Here is a 19,717-nt window from a genome sequence, read left to right as displayed (position 1 = left end):
GTGTCCCGAAAAGACAGCAGTATGGATGCCAGAAAACATCCGCAACAAGTGGGCTTCGCGTTTCAGTCCGACATGACTGTTCGTGTCAGTTCAGCGCCTCGTCGATGAACGCCTTGAGTTGCGCAAGGTGCTTCGACATCAATCCGGTCGCGGTGGCTGCAGCTGCGGCGCGGCCGGCATAACGCAGGCGTTTGTTGGATGCGCCGATCTGGTTGAGAACCCATTCGAGGTAAGGCTGGATGAAGTGCCATGCGCCCATATTGCGCGGTTCTTCCTGGCACCAGACGATCTCTGCGTTCTTGAAACTGCCGAGGACGTGCACCAGCGCCTTCAGCGGAACGGGATACAATTGTTCGATCCGCATCAGGTACACATCGTTGATGTTGCGCTTCTCGCGTTCCTCGTAGAGATCGTAGTAGACCTTGCCGGAGCACAGCACCACGCGACGAATTTTGTCGTCGTTCACCAGCCTGATCCTTTGCTCCGGCGGCATTGCCGCGTCGTCGTAAAGGATACGATGGAATCCGGTGTCGCCGCCGAGTTCGTCGAGACGCGATACCGCCCGCTTGTGACGCAGCAGCGACTTCGGCGTCATCATGATCAGAGGCTTGCGGATCTGGCGTTTCAATTGGCGGCGCAGCGCATGAAAATGGTTGGCCGGCGTAGTGATATTGACGACCTGCATGTTGTCTTCCGCGCACATCTGCAGGAACCGCTCCAGCCGCGCCGACGAATGCTCCGGTCCCTGGCCCTCATAGCCGTGGGGCAGCATGCAAACGAGACCTGACATGCGCAGCCACTTGCGTTCACCAGAGGAGATGAACTGGTCGAACACCACCTGCGCTCCGTTGGCGAAGTCGCCGAACTGTGCTTCCCACATCGTAAGCGTGTTCGGCTCCGCGAGCGAATAGCCATACTCGAAACCGAGCACAGCTTCTTCCGACAGCAGCGAGTTGATGACCTCGTAGCTGCCCTGGTTCTTGCCGAGATGATTGAACGGCGTGTAGCGACTCTCGTCTTCCTGATCGAACAGCACCGAATGCCGCTGCGAGAAGGTGCCACGCTCGCTGTCCTGGCCGGACAGGCGGACGTTGTGGCCCTCCAGCATCAGCGTGCATAAGGCCAGCGCCTCGGCCGTCGCCCAGTCGAGGTCGACGCCGCTCTCGATCGCCTTGGCGCGATTATCGAGAAAGCGCTGCACCGTGCGATGCACCCGGAAACCGTCCGGCACCTGCGTGATGTCGCGGCCGATCTCCTTCAGCGTCTCGATGGCCGCGCCGGTGACGCCACGGCGCGGCTCCTCGTTCTGATCGGCGAGCTTGAAGCCGGCCCACTTGCCGTCGAGCCAGTCGGCCTTGTTCGGCTTGTAGCCGGTGCCGGCCTCGAATTCAGCGTCCAGCCGTGCGCGCCAGTCGGCTTTCAGCTTTTCGATCTCGCCATCGGTTATGACGCCTTCAGTGGTCAGCCGCTTGGCGTAAAGTTCGAGCGTCGAGGAGTGCGCTGCGATCTTCTTGTACATCGTCGGATTGGTAAACGAGGGCTCGTCGCCTTCGTTGTGACCGTGGCGGCGATAGCAGAACATGTCGATTACGACCGGCTTGTGGAATTTCTGCCGGAATTCGACCGCGACCTTCGCAGCGAACACCACGGCTTCCGGATCGTCGCCATTGACGTGGAAGATCGGCGCGTCGATCATCTTCGCGACGTCGGACGGATAAGGGGATGAGCGCGAGTAGCGCGGATAGGTGGTGAAGCCGATCTGGTTGTTGACAATGAAGTGGATCGAGCCCCCGGTGCGGTAGCCCTTGAGGTCCGACAGGGCGAAGCATTCCGCCACCACGCCCTGTCCCGCGAATGCGGCGTCGCCGTGCATCAATAGCGGCAGCACGGAGTTGCGCTGTTCGGGAGGATCGCCGTGCTGGTCCTGCTTGGCGCGCACCTTGCCGAGCACCACCGGGTCCACGATTTCCAGGTGCGAGGGATTGGCGGTCAGCGACAGGTGTATCCGGTTGCTGTCGAACTCGCGGTCGCTCGAGGCGCCGAGGTGATACTTGACGTCGCCGGAGCCTTCGACCGCCTCCGGATTCACCGAGCCGCCTTTAAACTCATGGAACAGGGCGCGATGAGGTTTGCCCATCACCTGCGTCAGCACGTTCAGCCGTCCGCGGTGCGGCATGCCGATCACGATTTCCTTCACGCCGAGATTGCCGCCGCGCTTGATGATCTGCTCAAGCGCCGGGATCAGCGATTCGCCGCCGTCGAGACCGAAGCGCTTGGTTCCCGTGAACTTGACATCGCAGAACTTCTCAAAACCCTCGGCCTCGATGAGCTTGGTCAGGATGGCGCGCCGGCCTTCCGGCGTGAAGCTGATCTCCTTGTCCGGCCCCTCGATGCGCTCTTGAATCCAGCCTTTCTGCTCGGCGTTCGAAATGTGCATGAACTCGACGCCCAGCGTCTGGCAGTAAGTGCGCCGGCAGATCGCCACGATCTCGCGCAGGGTGCCGTATTCGAGCCCAAGAACGTGGTCGAGGAAGATCTTGCGATCCATGTCGGCTTCGGTGAAGCCGTAGGCACGTGGATCGAGTTCTTCGTGATCGCGCGCAGGTTCGAGACCTAGCGGGTCGAGCCTGGCATGAAAGTGCCCTCGCATGCGGTAAGCGCGGATCAGCATCAGCGCGCGCACCGAATCGCGCGTAGCCTGAGTGACGTCGGCGCCGGCGAGCGCCGAAGGTTTCGCTGTCGTCCTCTCCTGCACCCTGGCGTCCACGGTCTTTTCGAGCCGAGCCCAGTTGCCGTCGAGCGCTGAGGTGAGGTCGTCCTGGGGAGCTGGCGGCCAGTTGGCCCTCGCCCAGGATGGGCCTTCCGCGTTCTTTTCGACGTCCTGCGGAGGATCCTTCAGACTTTTGAAGAATTCCTGCCACTCGGGATCGACCGAACCGGGGTCTTTTTCATAGCGGGCGTAGAGTCCGTCGATGTAGCTGGCATTCGCGCCCTGCAAGAACGAGGAAAGGGCAAATGCGGCATTCGCATCCTGGCGAGACATATCGCGTCCTGACGATTTCGGTCATGGGCGTAACAGACGGCGCACGCGTTTTTGCCAGTGAGAACAGCCTTTCTCCGGCAAGATCAGCGCGAATTTGAACGTTATCCTATTTATGAGGGAACTTCCCGCCGAAAAGACCAAGACCTGAATCAAGACTTCAACTTTTCGACAAGAGTTTTTCCCAGTCGCGCCGGAGACGGGGAGACGAAGATGCCGGCCGCCTCCATGGCTGCGGTCTTGGATGCGGCGTCGCCCTTGCCGCCGGAAATGATCGCGCCGGCATGGCCCATGCGGCGGCCGGGAGGCGCGGTGACGCCGGCGATAAAGCCGACCACAGGCTTCTTGCGGCCGCGTTTGGCCTCATCGATCAGGAACTGGGCTGCGTCTTCCTCGGCCGAACCGCCGATCTCGCCGATCATCACGATCGAAGTGGTCTTGGGATCGGCCAGGAACATTTCCAGCACGTCGATGAACTCGGTGCCCTTGACCGGGTCGCCGCCGATACCAACCGCGGTGGTTTGGCCGAGGCCTTCCTGGCTGGTCTGGAATACCGCTTCGTAGGTCAGCGTGCCGGAGCGGGAGACGATGCCGACATGGCCCGGCTTGAAAATGTTCGCGGGCATGATGCCGATCTTGCATTCGCCCGCCGTCACAACGCCCGGGCAATTCGGCCCTATGAGCCGGGACTTCGATCCCGATAGCGAACGCCTGACCCGCACCATATCCAGCACCGGAATGCCCTCGGTGATGCAGACGATCAGCGGGATTTCGCTGTCGATCGCCTCGCAGATCGCGTCTGCTGCGCCGGCCGGCGGCACGTAGATCACGCTGGCGTCGGCGCCGGTCGCCTCGCGCGCTTCGCGGACGGTGTCGAACACCGGCAGGCCGAGATGGGTCTGTCCGCCTTTGCCCGGCGAGGTGCCGCCGACCATTTTCGTGCCGTAGGCGATCGCGGCCTCGGAGTGAAACGTGCCGTTCTTGCCGGTGAAGCCCTGCGTAATGACGCGGGTGTTCTTGTCGATCAGAACGGACATTTACGCGACCCCTTTCACGGCCTTGACGATCTTCTGCGCGGCGTCGTCGAGATCGTCGGCGGGCAGAACGTTGAGGCCGGACTCGCGGATGATGGTCTTGCCGGCGTCGACGTTGGTGCCTTCGAGGCGAACCACCAGCGGGACATTGAGGCCGACCTGCTTTACCGCGGCGACAACGCCATCGGCGATGACGTCGCATTTCATGATGCCGCCGAAGATATTGACCAGGATGCCTTTCACATTCGGATCTGCGGTGATGATCTTGAACGCGGCTGCGACCTTGTCCTTGGAGGCGCCGCCGCCAACGTCGAGAAAGTTTGCGGGCGACATGCCGTAGAGTTTGATGATGTCCATGGTCGCCATCGCAAGGCCCGCGCCATTGACCATGCAGCCGATCTGGCCGTCGAGCGCGACGTAGCTCAGATCAAACCTCGACGCCTCGATCTCCTTGGCGTCTTCCTCGCTCTCGTCGCGCAGCGCCACCACATCGGAATGGCGGTATAGCGCGTTGCTGTCGAACGATACCTTGGCATCGAGCACGCGCAGTTCGCCTTGCCTCGTGACGACGAGCGGATTGATCTCCAGCATCGCCATGTCTTTGGCGATGAAGGCATTATAAAGCTGCGCCACCAGCTTCTCCGCCTGCTTGCCGAGATCGCCGCGCAGTCCCAGCGCCTTGGCGACGGTACGGCCGTGATGGCCCATCACCCCTGTGACGGGATCGACCGAGAGGGTCACGATTTTTTCCGGGGTTTTGTGTGCGACGTCCTCGATGTTCACCCCGCCTTCGGTGGAGACCACGAACGAAACTCTGGACGTTTCGCGGTCGACCAGTGCCGAGAGATAGAACTCCTTGTCGATGTCGAAGCCTTCCTCGATGTAAAGACGGTTGACCTGCTTGCCGACAGGACCGGTCTGCACAGTCACCAGCGTCGCGCCGAGCATCTGGCCGGCAAACTGCTTCACCTCGTCGATCGATCTGGCGAGACGGACGCCACCTTTGTCGCCGGCGGAGGCTTCCTTGAACCTGCCCTTGCCGCGGCCACCCGCGTGAATCTGGCTTTTGACCACCCAAACCGGACCATCGAGCGTTTTAGCCGCCGCCTCCGCTTCCGATGCCTTCAGCACCGCAACCCCTCGCGAGACCGGCACGCCAAACTCCCGCAGCAACGCCTTGGCCTGATATTCGTGGATGTTCATCTGGATGGTCTCCGACCCGCGGGAAGGACAATTTTGGCAGGAACAATTTCGACCATTTCCGCCGGCCAAGATATGCCCGCCGGAGGGTCGAGGTGGGCAGTCACCTCGAGATGTCCTTGCCAGCAGTGGGTTGCCGCATCTGAATTTCGCAATACTGGCCGCACGCGTATCCGTTCCGAACGATACCGAATGGCAGTGCCCGATCAGCCGTCAAGCAGATCGGGCGCGATCTTTTTGCAGGCATCGACGAGTCCCCGAACCGCAGCGACCGATTTGTCGAAGGCTTCCCGGTCCTTGCCCGCCAGTTCAATCTCGACAATGCGCTCGACACCCTTGGCGCCGATCACCACGGGTACTCCGACATACATGTCATCCACGCCGAATTCGCCGTTGAGATAGGCGGCGCAAGGCAGCACACGTTTCTTGTCCCGCAGGAAACTTTCCGCCATCGCGATTGCGGAGGCGGCTGGGGCATAGAACGCCGAGCCGGTCTTGAGCAGATTGACGATCTCGGCGCCGCCGTTGCGGGTGCGATCCACGATCTCATCGATGCGGGCCTGTGAGGTCCAACCCATTTTGACGAGGTCCGGCAGCGGAATGCCCGCCACTGTCGAGTACTTCACCAACGGCACCATGCTGTCGCCGTGACCGCCAAGCACGAAGGCTGTGACGTCTTCGACCGAGACGTCGAATTCGTCTGCGAGAAAATAGCGGAAGCGTGAGGAGTCCAGCACGCCGGCCATGCCGACTACCTTCTTCGCGGGCAGGTTAGATGCCTTCTGAAGTGCCCACACCATGGCGTCGAGCGGATTGGTGATGCAGATGACGAAGGCGTCGGGCGCGTATTTCTTGATGCCGGCGCCGACCTGCTCCATCACTTTAAGATTGATACCGAGCAGATCGTCGCGGCTCATGCCCGGCTTGCGCGGGACACCGGCGGTGACGATGCAGACGCTGGCGCCTTCGAGCGCTTCATAGGAATTGGTGCCGGTCAGCCTGGCGTCGAAGCCATCCACCGGAGAGGACTGGGCGATATCGAGCGATTTGCCCTGCGGAACGCCCTCCGCGATATCGAACATCACGACGTCGCCAAGTTCTTTCAGTCCGATGAGATGAGCGAGCGTCCCTCCGATCTGACCAGAGCCGATCAAGCCAATCTTGTCGCGCGCCATGGAAATTTTGTCCTTTGATGACAAAGAGCAGGGAAGGGAGAATATCGACAGGATCGTGGTTAGACCTTTCGTGGGACCTGTTCAAGCGTCGCAACGTGCAACGTCAAGTCTCCACCAGGCCGGTGGCTGTTCCGCTGGCGAGGGAATCGCTGCGACCATGGGCCCTCGCCAGATAGGAGTCCGAGTTCATCTCGATCAGACGCGAGGAGGTGCGTTTGAATTCATTCGCCTCGAAGCCGTCGTTGGCGCGATAGAGCGAAAGCTGATCGCTATCGCTCGACGCCATCAGTTTCACGCCGTTGTCATACAGCGTGTCGATCAGGGCGATGAACCGCTTGGCGGCGTCGCGGTCGTCATAGTCCATCACCGGGATGTGGTCGATCATAAGAGTGTGATAGTCGCGCGCGAGCCGTAGATAGTCGGGCGCCGCAAGTGGCTGCTCGCAGAGATCGGCAAACGAAAACCGGGCCACGCCGTGGGCCGAGCATGGCACGTGCAGAAGGCGGCCCTTGATCGCGATGTCACGCGGCTCGCAGGGCGCGCCGCCGGTCATGAGCGTCCAGGCTCTGTCGAGCGCCGCCTCAGCCTCGGCGTTGGCGGGTGTCAGCCACATCTTGACGCTGGCGAGTTTCTCCATGCGGAAATCAGTGCGGGCGTCGAGACGCAGAACGTCCATACGCTCCTCGATCTGCGCAATGAACGGCAGGAACAGCACGCGATTGAGACCCCCTTCGTAGAGGTTCTCAGGAGGGACGTTTGATGTCGCCACCACGACGGTACCGAGTTCGAACAGCCGCGCGAACAGACGGCCCAGGATCATGGCGTCGGCGATATCGGTGACATGAAATTCGTCGAAGCACAAAAGCCATGCCTGCTCGAAGATAGATGTCGCGGTGAGCTGAACGGCGTCGGCGTCGGCCATCTCACCTCGCGCGATGCTTTGGCGAAAAGCAAAGATGCGCTCATGCACGTCTGTCATGAACTCATGAAAATGGACCCGGCGTTTGTGGGCGACCCGGCTCTCCTGGAAAAACAGGTCCATCAGCATGGTTTTGCCGCGTCCGACGTCACCATGGATATAAAGTCCCTTCGGCGGAGGTTCGTCGTCGGAATGGAACAATTTGTCGAGGAAGCCCGATTTGCCCGCGGGCTTGTAGGTCATGAGCCGCTCGTCCAGCGCGGCAAGTGCTTCCACCGCCCGCGCCTGCGCGGAGTCCGCCTCGATCGCGCCTGACGTGACGAGGGCCTGATAGTGATTCCGGAACGATGTGGGTGACACCGAAAGCATCGGTCGGTTTTCGACTCCTGAGGGACGGAAATACAAGTCGTGGTGAAGATCTTGTGAATCGGCGGTCACGCGCTGAGCGCGTAGGAGTCCTCGACAACGTAAGGGCCGCCGCCGACCGAGGCACGCGAGGAGAACAGCACGAAGCGCTCGGCGGTGAATACCTTGGACGGGAAATAGCCGCGCACCGACAGATAGTTCGCGACGTCGTGGTTGGATGCGTCGCGCAAGCGGGCCAGCGTGACGTGGGGCGTGAACTTGCGGCCCTCGGGATCCAGCCCGCAGCGCCGCATCAGCCGTTCAAGTTCGGCTTGCAATTCGACCAGCGGCGCGCTCGGCTCCACCGAGGCGACGACGGCACGTGGCTTCTTGCCGCCGAAACTCGACAATCCCCGCAGCGTCACGTCGAACGGTTTGCGGTTGATCCGGGGCAGCACCGACGCGATCTCGTTGGCGGAGGCGCCGTCGATATCGCCGATGAAGCGGAGCGTGAGATGGTAGTTTTCGGGGTCGATCCAGCGGGCGCCCGGCAGACCGCCGCGCAAATCGGACAGCGTGCGGCTGATATCGGACGGTATTTCCAGCCCGGTGAACAAACGCGGCATCGCAAAACCCTCGATGCAAGTCTCGAAATCAATCTGGCGACGAATCACCAGTAGCTATTTTTACCGTAGTTCTGTGACCGTGCGAAGCGCGCGGCCGCATGGCGGGTAATTCCTTGCGAGAGCGGGCGCTCACTTGGTTGTCAGCCTTTCTGCTCACGGATAGCGCGGACAAAGGCCTCAACCGTGGGCAGGATATGTTCGACGATAATTGCCACGCCCGCGGCGGTCGGGTGCATGCCGTCGGCCTGATTGAGCCTTGTGTTCGCCGCGACTTTGTCGAGGAAGAACGGATAAAGCGGCACGTCGTATTTCTTGGCGAGATCGGGAAATATTGCATTGAATTGCGCGGCGTACTCGGCGCCGTAATTCGGCGGCGCGACCATGCCGCATAGCAGGACCGCGACATGGCGCGCCTTGAGGCGCTTCAGGATGTCCTCCAGTGCGGCGCGCGTCACTTTGGGATCAATGCCGCGCAGGGCATCGTTTGCGCCGAGTTCAAGGATCACGCCCTGCGTGCCGGTAGGCACTGACCAGTCGAGCCTGTCGAGACCGCCGGACGCGGTATCGCCGGAGACGCCGGCATTGCCGATCGTGACGTTCAGGCCCTTGTCTTTCAACGATTTTTCCAATTGTGCTGGAAATGCGGCGGCAGCCGGGAGTCCGAGGCCGGAGCTTAAGGAGTCGCCGAGCACCACGATCTTGGCGGGGCCATTGGCCGTTTCATCGGCCGCCTGGGCAGGCACTGCCATGGCGATGCCAGCGCCAAGTAGAATCCACGCAAAGGTGCGCATCACCCTCTCGACCGCCGTAAAAGAAATGCCATATGAGCCAGCATGGTGGTTCAGACGGTCTCTCCCATTTTGCTGCGAGTCCTCTAGAGACCTTCTGAACCAAACCACTTTGGAATAATAAGTTTCTAGTGTCCTTCTGAATCCGAAGTTCGCTCGGAACGGTCCGGCGGGGCAGGCGAACTTGGGATTCAGGACACTAGGCATGGACAGTCTCATTGAACCCTCGTTACCGGCCAGTCATTCCCAAAATCTCAAGCCGGACGCCATCGCCATTTCCAATGTCAATCTCACACTCGGCAGCGGCGCCGCGCGTGTCCATATTCTGAAAGACATCAGTCTCCGCATTGGCCGTGCCGAAGCGATCGGTTTGATTGGGCCGTCCGGGTCGGGGAAATCCACCCTGCTCATGGTCATGGCGGGGCTGGAACGTCCCGACCGCGGAGAAGTGGTTGTCGATGGCACTCATTTCAATGCTCTCGACGAAGACGGTCTGGCGCGATTTCGCGGACGTCACGTCGGCATCGTGTTTCAGTCCTTTCATCTGATCCCGACCATGACGGCGCTGGAGAATGTCGCCGTGCCGCTCGAACTCGCTGGCGCGCCGAACGCATCGGCGCGCGCAGCGAGCGAGCTGGATGCGGTCGGTCTCGGCGCGCGGCTGCATCATTATCCGACGCAGCTCTCGGGTGGCGAGCAGCAACGCGTGGCGCTGGCACGGGCGTTCGCGCCTGATCCGGCAATTCTCGTCGCCGACGAGCCGACCGGCAATCTGGATGAGGTGACCGGCCAGCAGATCGTCGATCTCCTGTTCGCCAAGCATGCCGAGCGCGGTATGACGCTGGTGCTGGTGACTCATGATAGCGCACTCGCGCAACGCTGCGACCGCGTGGTGAAGCTACGCTCGGGACGTATCGACGAGGCAGGTCGATGACTCATCAGCCATCATTGGGGATCTGCGGTAGGTTAAAAACACGTCATCGGTGCGCCCGGTCCGTGTTCATGGACTCCAGAACCGCGCGCTTCTTTCGCACTCGTGAATGCACAATGGCGCTTCGCGCATGACGACAAACAGGACCCGCGGGCTGCTTCTTCCACTGCGTTTGGCGTTGCGCGAACTGCGCAGCGGGCTGCGTGGCTTCTATGTCTTCATCGCCTGCATCGCGCTCGGCGTCATGACGATTGCCGGCGTCGGTTCCGTGGCATCCAGTCTGTCGGATGGGTTGGCGCGCGAGGGCCGCACGCTGCTTGGCGGCGATGTTTCGTTTTCGTTGATCCAGCGCGAGGCGAAGCCGGACGAGATCGCCTTCCTGCGTGCGCGAGGAACGGTCTCGGTGGCGGCGACGCTGCGCGCGATGGCGCGCGCGACGGACGGCAGGCTGGCGCTGATCGAACTGAAGGCGGTCGATCGGGCCTATCCCATGCTCGGCGCGCTGGCGCTGGAGCCGGACATCCCGATGTCCGATCTGTTCGCCGAACGTGAGGGGGTATTCGGCGCGGCCGTCGACCAGGCTCTCCTGGCGCGACTGGATCTTAAGATTGGCGATCGTCTCACGGTCGGCAGCGCCACCTTCGAGATCCGCAGCGCGGTTGACGCCGAGCCCGACAAACTAGCTGGCGGTCTTGGGCTCGGACCGCGCTTCCTGGTCAGCATTGATGGTTTGCGCGCCGCGGCATTGCTTCAGCCCGGCAGTTTGGTGCGCTGGATTTACCGGGTCCGGCTTGCGGGCAATAGTGCGGATGACAGGGCGGCGACGGCACTGGCCGATGCCGCGCGGGCGGCGCTGCCGGAGGCAGGCTGGGACATCCGCAGCCGCAACAACGCCTCGCCGCAACTTGAGCGGAGCATCTTGCGGTTTACGCAGTATCTGACCCTGGTCGGGCTTGCCGCCTTGCTGGTGGGAGGCGTCGGCGTCGGCAATGCCGTCAAGAGCCACATCGACCGGCGGCGCGACATCATTGCGACGTTCAAGGCAGTGGGTGCGACCGGACGCGACGTGTTTGCGATCTATCTAACTCAAATCATGGTGCTGGCCGCTCTCGGCTCACTTGCCGGTCTTGTAATCGGTGCGACGCTGCCTTTTATCATTGTCGGCGCGTTCGGCGATCTGCTCCCGCTGCCGGTCGTTCCGGCGTTGCACCCCGATGAATTGGCGTTGTCGGCGGTATATGGCCTGTTGACGGCGTTGGCGTTCGGCATGTGGCCGCTAGCACGGGTTCATGACATTCCGGTTGCGGCCTTGTTTCGCGATACCATTGCTCACGAAGTCCTTCGGCCGAAGACCCGCTACCTTGTCTTGATGATGCTTCTGATCGCAACGTTGGCCGGGATCGCTATTGGTCTAGCCTACGACAAGCGGGTGGCTCTGGTGTTCGTGGCGGCGTCGGCGATCGTGTTTGTGTTGTTGCGCGGCATCGCCTCCGGGTTGATGGCGCTGGCGCGGCGGCTGCCGCGATCCCGGATCACCATGCTGCGGCTTGCGGTTTCAAACATCCATCGTCCGGGAACGTTGACGCCGTCCGTGGTGCTTTCGCTCGGCCTTGGTCTCGCCGTTCTGGTCACGATCACCCAGATCGACGGCAATCTGCGGCGGCAGTTCTTGGCGTCGTTGCCAGAGCGTGCCCCTTCATTGTACTTCATCGATATCCCGTCGTCGGTATCGGATCGGTTCGACGATTTTCTCAAGCGGCTGACTCCGCAGGCGATCGTGGAGGACGTGCCGATGCTGCGCGGGCGCATCGTCGCGGCGCGCGGCGTCAAAGCGGAAGACCTGAAACCCTCCCGCGATGCTCAATGGGTGCTGCATAGTGATCGCGGCCTGACCTACACTGGCGACGTGCCAAAGGGATCGAAGGTCGTAGAGGGCGAGTGGTGGGGGCCGGACTATGATGGGCCGCCGCTGGTGTCGTTTGAGAAGAAGCTCGCCGACGGGCTCGGGCTCAAGATCGGCGACACCGTCGTCGTGAATGTGCTCGGTCGCGACATCACGGCCACCATCAGCAACATGCGCAGCGTTGACTGGCAGAGCCTTGGCATCAATTTCGTGTTGGTGTTCTCGCCCAATGCCTTTCGCGGCGCGCCGCATACCCATATCGCGACCCTGACCGAGATGCATCACGGCGCCGCGGAAGATGCCGCGATCATCAAGGCTGTGGCCGACGCGTTCCCGATGGTGACGAGCGTGCGGGTTCGCGAGGCCCTCGAAACCATCGGGGCGGTCGTTACCAACCTGGTCATGGCGATCCGTGGCGCCAGCGCCGTCACCCTGGTCTCGGCGATCCTCGTCCTTGGCGGTGCGCTGGCGGCCGGCCATCGCCACCGCGTCTATGACGCCGTGATTCTGAAAACCCTCGGCGCCACGAGGTCGCGGCTGCTTGGCGCCTACACGCTCGAATACCTCATGATCGGTGCCGCCACCGCGGTGTTCGGCATGGCGGCTGGTTCGCTTGCCGCGTGGCTGATCGTGACGCGGTTGATGACGCTCGGTTTCGAATGGCAGGCCGGCAGTGCGGCTATCGTGGTAGGTGCCGCACTGATTGTCACAGTCGCGTTAGGACTGGCCGGCACGCTGATGGCACTCAATCAGAAGCCGGCCTCGGTATTGAGGAATTTGTAACAAGATGTAGCGATTTTCATGGCGATCTCCTACCGGGAGCAGGTGGTTGGGGTCCTTGCGAGTTTTTTGCGTATCGCTCCCCTGGGTGAGGCCCCGAGCCTCTATTATCGGAGGGCGACATTCAGCCGCGCATGGAAGCTTGCGGCGAATGTGTTAGTTTCCCACATATGGGTTCGGTAGGACGCTGGTCCTGATGACCAAAAACCAATATCAGCAGGCCATGTATCCGAGACAGATTTGTACTGGTATCTTGCGATGCCAGCTAACCACGGGAATTCGACCATGTCGGACTTAGACCGCAACCATGCCACTCCGTTTGGCCGGACCGCCGGGCGCGTTGATACCGCGGCCGTCGATGCCGGTCTGCGGTCCTATATGCTCAAGATCTACAACTACATGTCGATCGGCCTCGCCATCACTGGCCTGGCCGCGCTTGGCGTCTACATGGCGGCCGTCACCAACGATCCATCGGGCGCAGCTGCTCAGATCGGAAACGCTTACCTGACGCCGTTCGGCTACGCGATGTTTGTGAGCCCGTTGAAGTGGGTTTTCATCCTCGCGCCGCTGGCGATGGTTTTCGTCATCTCCTTTGGCATCAACCGGCTTAAGCCTGCGACCGCGCAGCTGTTGTTCTGGGCGTTCTCGGCGTTGATGGGCCTGTCGCTGTCCTCGATTTTTCTGGTGTATACTCACACCTCGATCGTGCGGGTGTTCTTCATCACTGCGGCCTCGTTCGGCGCGCTGAGCTTGTTCGGCTATACCACCAAGCGTGACATGAGCGGCATGGGCTCATTCCTGCTCATGGGCCTGTTCGGCATCATCATCGCCAGTCTGGTGAATCTCTTCATCGCAAGCTCGGCGTTGCAGTTTGTGGTGTCTGTCGTCGGCGTGCTGGTGTTCGCGGGTCTGACCGCTTACGATACCCAGCGGCTGAAGAATGACTACATCTACGGCTATGCGTCGCAGGGCGGAGAAATCGCGGAACGCGCGGCGATAACCGGCGCGCTGTCGCTCTATCTGAACTTCATCAACCTGTTCACGCTGCTCTTGCAGTTGCTCGGACAGCGCGAGTAGGCATGATTCCGAAAAGCGGTCGTTCGATTTTGGATCAGATCATGCCTCACGGTCATGATCCCGAAAAGTGGTCTTCCGGTTTTCGGATCAGATCATGCCAAAATTGAACGGCCCCGATAATCTGATACGCGAAGCCCCGGCCAAGGCCGGGGCTTTTTCTTTGTGCTTTAAGATATCTTCAGGCGTTGGACTCGAACGATATCCGCGTCCGCTTATATGCCCCTCATGCGCCCGCAGGACATCCTGATGCTTGATGCCGCCGGATTGTATTGCAAACCTGGCGGCTTCCATATCGATCCGGTACGGCCGGTGGATCGCGCGGTCATCACTCACGGTCATTCCGATCATGCCCGTCCGGGCCACAGGGCGGTGCTGGCGACGCAGGAAACGCTCGACATCATGCGGCTGCGTTACGGCGATGATTTCGCGGGCTCTACGCAGGCGATTTCCTATGGGCAAGAGATCAGGCTGGGCGATGTCTCGATCACGTTTCATCCCGCGGGGCACGTGCTGGGCTCGGCGCAGATCGCGGTCACGCATGGTGGCGTCCGGATCGTCGCCTCCGGCGACTACAAGGATGTGCATGACCCGACCTGCACGCCGTTCGAGGTAGTTCAGTGTGATGTCTTTATCACCGAGGCCACGTTCGGGCTGCCGGTGTTTCGTCATGGCGATCCTGCTTCGGAAGTAGGCAAGCTGCTGGCTTCGGTCGCGCTGTTTCCGGAGCGTGCGCATCTGGTTGGCGCCTATTCACTTGGCAAGGCGCAGCGCGTGATCGCGCTGGTCCGCGATGCTGGTTACGGCGCACCGATCTATCTGCACGGCGCGATGAACAAAGTTACGCACTACTATCAAAGTCGCGGCATCGGGCTTGGTGATCTGAGGCCGGTCAAGGGGATGAAGAAAGCCGATCTTGCCGGCACTATCACGCTGGCGCCGCCCTCGGCTACGGCCGATCTCTGGACCCGGCGATTTCCAGATCCGGTGACGGCGTTTGCGTCAGGCTGGATGCGAGTTCGTGCGCGGGCGCGGCAACGTGGTGCCGAATTGCCGCTGGTCATTTCGGATCATGCCGACTGGACGGGATTGACCCGCACCATCGCCGCGACAGGTGCGGGTGAGATCTGGGTGACGCATGGCCAGGAAGATGCGCTCGTGCATTGGTGCACGACGCAGGGACTCGTTGCGCGTCCGCTCGCGCTGGTCGGCTATGGTGACGAGGACCTCGAGGAGGAGGTGGTGGTGAGCTTCTCCGGCGGAGAATACGGCTTATGAATCGCTTCGCCGAACTTCTCGACCGCCTCGCCTACGAGCCCGGCCGCAACAACAAGCTGCGGCTGATCACCGCGTATTTTCGCGAAACGTCGGACCCTGATCGCGGCTACGCGCTGGCCGCACTCACCGGCGCATTGTCGTTCAAGCACGCCAAGGCGGGTCTGGTCCGCGACCTGATTGCCGCGCGCGCCGATCCGGTGCTGTTCGCGCTGTCCTATGATTACGTCGGTGATCTTTCCGAGACCGTGGCGCTCATGTGGCCACAACAACAAGCTCTCGATGCTCAGTCCGCTCTCTCTTCTGCTGGCGGGAGATGGAACGAGCCGGCGAGTGGCGAAGGTCACATTCGTAAATCACCTTCCCCGACACTCACCGAGGTCGTCACCACGCTGCGCACGCTCGGCAAGGCCGAACTGCCAGCGCAACTTGCACGCTGGCTCGACGAACTGGACGAAACCGGGCGCTGGGCGCTCTTGAAACTTGTCACCGGCGCCATGCGTATCGGTATCTCCGCCAGGCTCGCCAAGACCGCAGCGGCTGCGCTTGGCAGCAAAGACGTTCACGATGTCGAATTGATCTGGCCCGGTCTCGCGCCGCCTTACCTCGATCTATTCGCATGGCTCGAGGGTTGCGGCGACAAACCGGTCAATCGCGACCCCGCGCCGTTTCGACCGGTAATGCTGGCGCACGCGATCGAGGATGCCGATTTTGTGCGTCTGGATGCGGCCGATTTCATTGCCGAGTGGAAATGGGACGGCATCCGGGTGCAGGCGGTGAGCGGTTGCGACGAGCATGGCAATGTCGCGGCGCGGCTCTATTCGCGCACGGGCGAGGACATCACCCACAGTTTTCCCGATTTGCTGCCGTCGCTGCGGCTGGTGGATTCTTCTGGAGTGACGCTTGACGATTCCCGAGAACCGCTTCGCACTTTTCGGCATCAAGCGTTCGCCATCGACGGCGAGTTACTGGTGGTGCGCGATGGACGGGTGCAATCGTTCAACGTTCTGCAACAGAGGCTGAACCGCAAAGCGGTGACGCCCAGGCTGATGAAGGAATTTCCGGTCCATCTGCGAGCTTACGACCTGCTCGACGACGGCGACAACGATCTGCGTGAGTTGCCGTTCGAAGATCGGCGGCGGCGGCTTGTTGATTTCATCGCTGCCCTCGGCGACCCGCGCATCGACCTGTCGCCGCGGGTCCCCTTTACGATCTGGGGCGAATTGGCGGCAGCCCGCGCCGACCCCGCCGGCGCCGGCGCGGATGCCGACGCCATCGAAGGTATCATGCTGAAACGTCGTGACGCGCCATATCTGCCGGGGCGTCCCAAGGGCCTTTGGTGGAAGTGGAAGCGCGATCCGCATATCATCGATGCCGTCCTGATGTATGCGCAGCGCGGCCACGGCAAGCGATCGTCCTATTACTCCGATTACACCTTTGGGGTCTGGACCGAGGGGGAGGAGGGCGAGCAGCTGGTACCCGTCGGCAAGGCCTATTTCGGCTTCACCGATGAGGAATTGCTTCAGATCGACCGTTTCGTCCGCCGCAACACCACCGAGAGTTTCGGCCCGGTGCGCCATGTCTTGCATGAGCCCGATCAGGGACTGGTGCTGGAAATCGCCTTTGAGGGCTTGCAGCGTTCGGCCCGGCACAAATCAGGAGTGGCGATGCGCTTTCCGCGGATTAACCGACTGCGCTGGGACAAGCCGCCGCGCGAGGCGGATCGGTTGGAGACGCTGGAGCGGATGCTGGTTTCCGAGGCCGCCGCATCAACCGGCGCTAGAGCATGATCCCGAAAAGTGGAAAACCGGTTTTCGGATAAGATCATGCTCGATCAAAAAGTTAAGGTTAGAGTCTGATTCAACGCCGTTGAACCAGACTCTAACGGCCATTGACGGCAAAGCGGTGGTTCCCCATCTGCCTCACACTGATTATGTTGCGCGGGTCCTTGTCCCCGCGGGAGAGCCTCAATGCCGAACGACGACACCCGGAACTTGCGGGCCAGCCCCGACAGCCTGTCGCGTTTCCTGGGCGGCTCGCCGCTGGCGGTTGCGTTTCGTCTGATTTTGCTATCGACGCTGGTCGGCGTCATGCTCGCGGCGATCGGCTTCGATCCCTGGAATATCGTGCAAAGCATTCGCCTGCTGGTTGAACGCGTCTGGGACCTCGGCTTTGATGCGATCAATGGATTGTGGCGCTACTTCCTGCTGGGTGCTGTCATCGTGATTCCGGTCTGGCTGCTGTCGCGCGTGTTCGGCACGCCGCGCGGGCGTTAGAGCATGATCCCAAAAGTTTCCGGCTCAGATCGTCTCGATCAAACGGCCGGTTAGTCTAGGTCGGCCAGTCTTCCGCCGTAATGTCCGCGGCGTCAGTGCCGATGACGTCCGATAGCGAGTCGCGCCCGGTCCGCAGCAACGTCGAGGTCAGATCGTTCTTGATATCGTCGATCAGTCCGAGACCCTTGTAGACCAGGGATGAATAAAGCTGGATCAAGGTGGCGCCGGCGCGAATCTTGGTCAGTGCGGCGCCGCCTGAGTCAATGCCGCCGACGCCGACAAGCGGAAATGCGCCTTCCGCCCGCACATAGGTTTCCGCCACCATTCGGGTCGACAGCCGGAACAGCGGCCGCCCCGACAACCCGCCCTGTTCTTTCGCGCGCGATTGATCGCGCAGGGTCGAGGGCCGCGCCAAGGTGGTGTTGCCGACGATCATACCGTCGGCACGGCGTGAGCGTGCGATGTGAACGACGTCGTCGAGCTCCGCCAGCGTCAGGTCGGGCGCGATCTTGAGCAGCACCGGCGTGTCGCCGGCATTTTGTCGGACACGCTCGCGGGCGTCGATCACCTTCGCCAGCAACTCGTCGAGCGCCGCCGCCTGTTGCAAGTTGCGCAGGCCGGGGGTGTTGGGCGACGACACGTTCACGGTGAAGTAGCTTGCCACCGGGGCAAAGATTTCGATCAGCCTGACATAGTCGGCGATGCGGTTGGCCGAGTCCTTGTTGGCGCCGATGTTGACTCCAACGATGCCGCCGGAATGCGCGCGGGCCGCGAGCCGGCGAAGCACGATGTGGGCGCCGTCGTTGTTGAATCCCATGCGGTTGATGACGCCCTCGTCGCGTTCAAGCCGGAAGACGCGGGGGCGCGGATTACCGGGCTGTGCTCTCGGCGTCACCGAACCGATCTCCACGAAGCCGAATCCGAGTTTCAGCAGTGCGTCCGGAACCTCGGCGCTCTTGTCAAAGCCGGCGGCCAGGCCGATCGGGTTAGGAAAATTCAGGCCGAAGGCGCGAACCGCGAGCTTCGGGTCGTCGGCGCGCTGGCGGATCGGCGGCAGGAGCCGCAATCCCTGTATCGCCATGCGATGCGCGTCTTCGGGATCGAACCAGCGCAACAGCGGCAGCGAGAAGTTGTCGAAGGCGCGTATCACGGCGCGAGCTCCGGAATATCGTGATATCCGTCCGGTCGCGCGGGCATGTCCAACACTGTTGTGACATGGCGCAGATCGAGCTCGCCATAGAGATGCGGAAACGGTTCGCCGCCGCGCGAGATTTCCCAGCGCAGCGCAGCGCCCAGCGCATCGGCATCGATCGCGATCAGGAGCAGATCGGTTTGGCCAATGAAGTGCTTGCGGGCCGTGCCTTCGAGCTGGGACGCGGTGGAAAAATGGATGAACCCGTCACGGGAATCGTCGGCGCTGCCGCGAAAAACGCCGTGCCGCTCGGCCTCCCGCCAGGCCGAAGCAGGACAGATTTTGTAGATCGTGCGCACGCGTGTTCCGAGCCCGTCGTTGCGCTCTCATGATACCGAAAAGCGCATAACCCCGTTACCGCTCGCTTAAATTGTAGCGGATCCTGCGTGACCGTATCGGTGGCTCGCTCGCACTTCAAGAGCCGCATTTTATCCTCGGCGCAATTGCAGGCTCGCGCCGGTTGAGGTAATAATTCCTAATCTTTGACAGAATTCACCGCCGCGGAAATCAGGACGCGCCACATGGTCATGCTGACACACGCCCAGATATGGACCGCGCTGGATCGTCTTGCTGAGCGCGCCGGCCTATCGCCGTCTGGCCTTGCGAGAAAGGCAGGGCTCGACCCGACCACCTTCAACAAATCGAAACGCATCACCGGCGACGGGCGCGAGCGGTGGCCTTCGACCGAGTCGGTGGCCAAAGCGCTTGCCGCGACCGACACCGCCATCGACACCTTCGTGCAGTTCATTGAAGATTCGGCACGCGCCGCGCAGGCCGTGCCGTTGCTCGGTTTCGCCGAGGCCGGCGCCGGCGGCTATTTCGACGACGGCGGCTTTCCTGTCGGCAAGGGTTGGGACGAGGTGGGTCTGCCTTCCGTCCAAGACGAACACGCCTATGCGCTGGAGATTTCCGGCGACTCAATGAAGCCCGCTTATCGCGACGGCGATGTCATCGTGGTCTCGCCGGGGACGCCGATCCGGCGTGGCGATCGCGTGGTGGTGAAGACGAGGGACGGCGAGGTGATGGTGAAAGAACTCAAACGCCGGACCGCGAAGATGATTGAATTGCAATCGCTCAATCCAAGCCACGCCAACCGCACGCTGCCCGCTTCCGATGTGGAATGGATCGCGCGAATCGTGTGGGCGAGCCAATGACCACT

The 19,717-nt window shown here is 61.7% G+C and carries 16 protein-coding genes; 7 read left to right on the top strand and 9 right to left on the bottom strand.

Translation table 11 applies throughout. The annotated features are described in order from the left end of the window. Positions 1-85: 85 nt before the first annotated feature. The 7 genes from AC1RT6_RS07840 to AC1RT6_RS07810 form a co-directional block, all read right to left on the bottom strand. On the bottom strand, positions 86-3,043 hold the full coding sequence (locus tag AC1RT6_RS07840; RefSeq protein WP_472791258.1) for a 2-oxoglutarate dehydrogenase E1 component: 2,958 nt from the start codon (positions 3,041-3,043) through the stop codon (positions 86-88). Positions 3,044-3,192: 149 nt separating this feature from the next. Beyond that, on the bottom strand, positions 3,193-4,077 hold the full coding sequence (gene sucD / locus AC1RT6_RS07835) for a succinate--CoA ligase subunit alpha (RefSeq protein ID WP_079445580.1): 885 nt from the start codon (positions 4,075-4,077) through the stop codon (positions 3,193-3,195). Further along, on the bottom strand, positions 4,078-5,277 hold the full coding sequence (gene sucC, locus AC1RT6_RS07830; RefSeq protein ID WP_079445581.1) for an ADP-forming succinate--CoA ligase subunit beta: 1,200 nt from the start codon (positions 5,275-5,277) through the stop codon (positions 4,078-4,080). Between the two features lie 203 nt (positions 5,278-5,480). Continuing rightward, positions 5,481-6,449: a malate dehydrogenase gene (mdh, locus tag AC1RT6_RS07825; protein ID WP_079445582.1), complete on the bottom strand. Its 969-nt coding sequence runs from the start codon at positions 6,447-6,449 to the stop codon at positions 5,481-5,483. Positions 6,450-6,552: 103 nt separating this feature from the next. Further along, positions 6,553-7,737: a cell division protein ZapE gene (gene zapE, locus AC1RT6_RS07820; protein ID WP_472791259.1), complete on the bottom strand. Its 1,185-nt coding sequence runs from the start codon at positions 7,735-7,737 to the stop codon at positions 6,553-6,555. 65 nt (positions 7,738-7,802) lie between these two features. Next, entirely contained in the window at positions 7,803-8,339 is a 537-nt protein-coding gene (thpR, locus tag AC1RT6_RS07815) for an RNA 2',3'-cyclic phosphodiesterase (protein WP_079445621.1), read from the bottom strand. Positions 8,340-8,479: 140 nt separating this feature from the next. Continuing rightward, entirely contained in the window at positions 8,480-9,130 is a 651-nt protein-coding gene (locus AC1RT6_RS07810; RefSeq protein WP_079445584.1) for an arylesterase, read from the bottom strand. A 202-nt stretch (positions 9,131-9,332) separates the two neighbouring features. Between AC1RT6_RS07810 and AC1RT6_RS07805 the strand changes: the two genes are divergently transcribed. From AC1RT6_RS07805 to AC1RT6_RS07780, 6 genes are all read left to right on the top strand, one after another. Further along, complete coding sequence (locus tag AC1RT6_RS07805) at positions 9,333-10,061, top strand: ABC transporter ATP-binding protein (RefSeq protein WP_079445585.1); 729 nt, start codon at positions 9,333-9,335, stop codon at positions 10,059-10,061. A 127-nt stretch (positions 10,062-10,188) separates the two neighbouring features. Then, complete coding sequence (locus tag AC1RT6_RS07800; RefSeq protein WP_079445622.1) at positions 10,189-12,744, top strand: ABC transporter permease; 2,556 nt, start codon at positions 10,189-10,191, stop codon at positions 12,742-12,744. 282 nt (positions 12,745-13,026) lie between these two features. Next, positions 13,027-13,818, top strand: coding sequence for a Bax inhibitor-1/YccA family protein (locus AC1RT6_RS07795; protein WP_079445586.1), 792 nt, complete (start codon positions 13,027-13,029; stop codon positions 13,816-13,818). A 216-nt stretch (positions 13,819-14,034) separates the two neighbouring features. Then, positions 14,035-15,093 (top strand): ligase-associated DNA damage response exonuclease, encoded by a 1,059-nt coding sequence (locus AC1RT6_RS07790; protein ID WP_079445587.1) that lies wholly within the window; start codon positions 14,035-14,037, stop codon positions 15,091-15,093. After that, a complete protein-coding gene (locus AC1RT6_RS07785; RefSeq protein ID WP_079445588.1) occupies positions 15,090-16,880 on the top strand; it encodes an ATP-dependent DNA ligase in 1,791 nt (596 codons plus the stop codon). The genes AC1RT6_RS07790 and AC1RT6_RS07785 overlap by 4 nt, the downstream gene beginning before the upstream one ends. Positions 16,881-17,060: 180 nt before the next feature. Then, on the top strand, positions 17,061-17,366 hold the full coding sequence (locus tag AC1RT6_RS07780) for a DUF6460 domain-containing protein (RefSeq protein ID WP_079445589.1): 306 nt from the start codon (positions 17,061-17,063) through the stop codon (positions 17,364-17,366). A gap of 55 nt (positions 17,367-17,421) precedes the next feature. On the opposite strand, the gene AC1RT6_RS07775 is transcribed toward AC1RT6_RS07780, so the two are convergent. Both AC1RT6_RS07775 and AC1RT6_RS07770 read right to left on the bottom strand, forming a co-directional pair. Next, a complete protein-coding gene (locus AC1RT6_RS07775) occupies positions 17,422-18,516 on the bottom strand; it encodes a quinone-dependent dihydroorotate dehydrogenase (RefSeq protein WP_079445590.1) in 1,095 nt (364 codons plus the stop codon). Beyond that, positions 18,513-18,857: a DUF952 domain-containing protein gene (locus tag AC1RT6_RS07770; RefSeq protein WP_079445591.1), complete on the bottom strand. Its 345-nt coding sequence runs from the start codon at positions 18,855-18,857 to the stop codon at positions 18,513-18,515. Before AC1RT6_RS07770 ends, AC1RT6_RS07775 begins: the two co-directional genes overlap by 4 nt. 228 nt (positions 18,858-19,085) lie before the next feature. On the opposite strand from AC1RT6_RS07770, the gene AC1RT6_RS07765 reads away from it, so the two are divergent. Further along, entirely contained in the window at positions 19,086-19,712 is a 627-nt protein-coding gene (locus tag AC1RT6_RS07765) for a S24 family peptidase (RefSeq protein ID WP_079445623.1), read from the top strand. Positions 19,713-19,717 lie beyond the last annotated feature (5 nt).

The sequence above is a fragment of the Nitrobacter sp. MLSD-S21 genome (assembly GCF_058809865.1).
The sequence above is the reverse complement of the archived record's forward strand: the minus strand, read 5'-3'. Positions and strand labels throughout refer to the sequence as shown.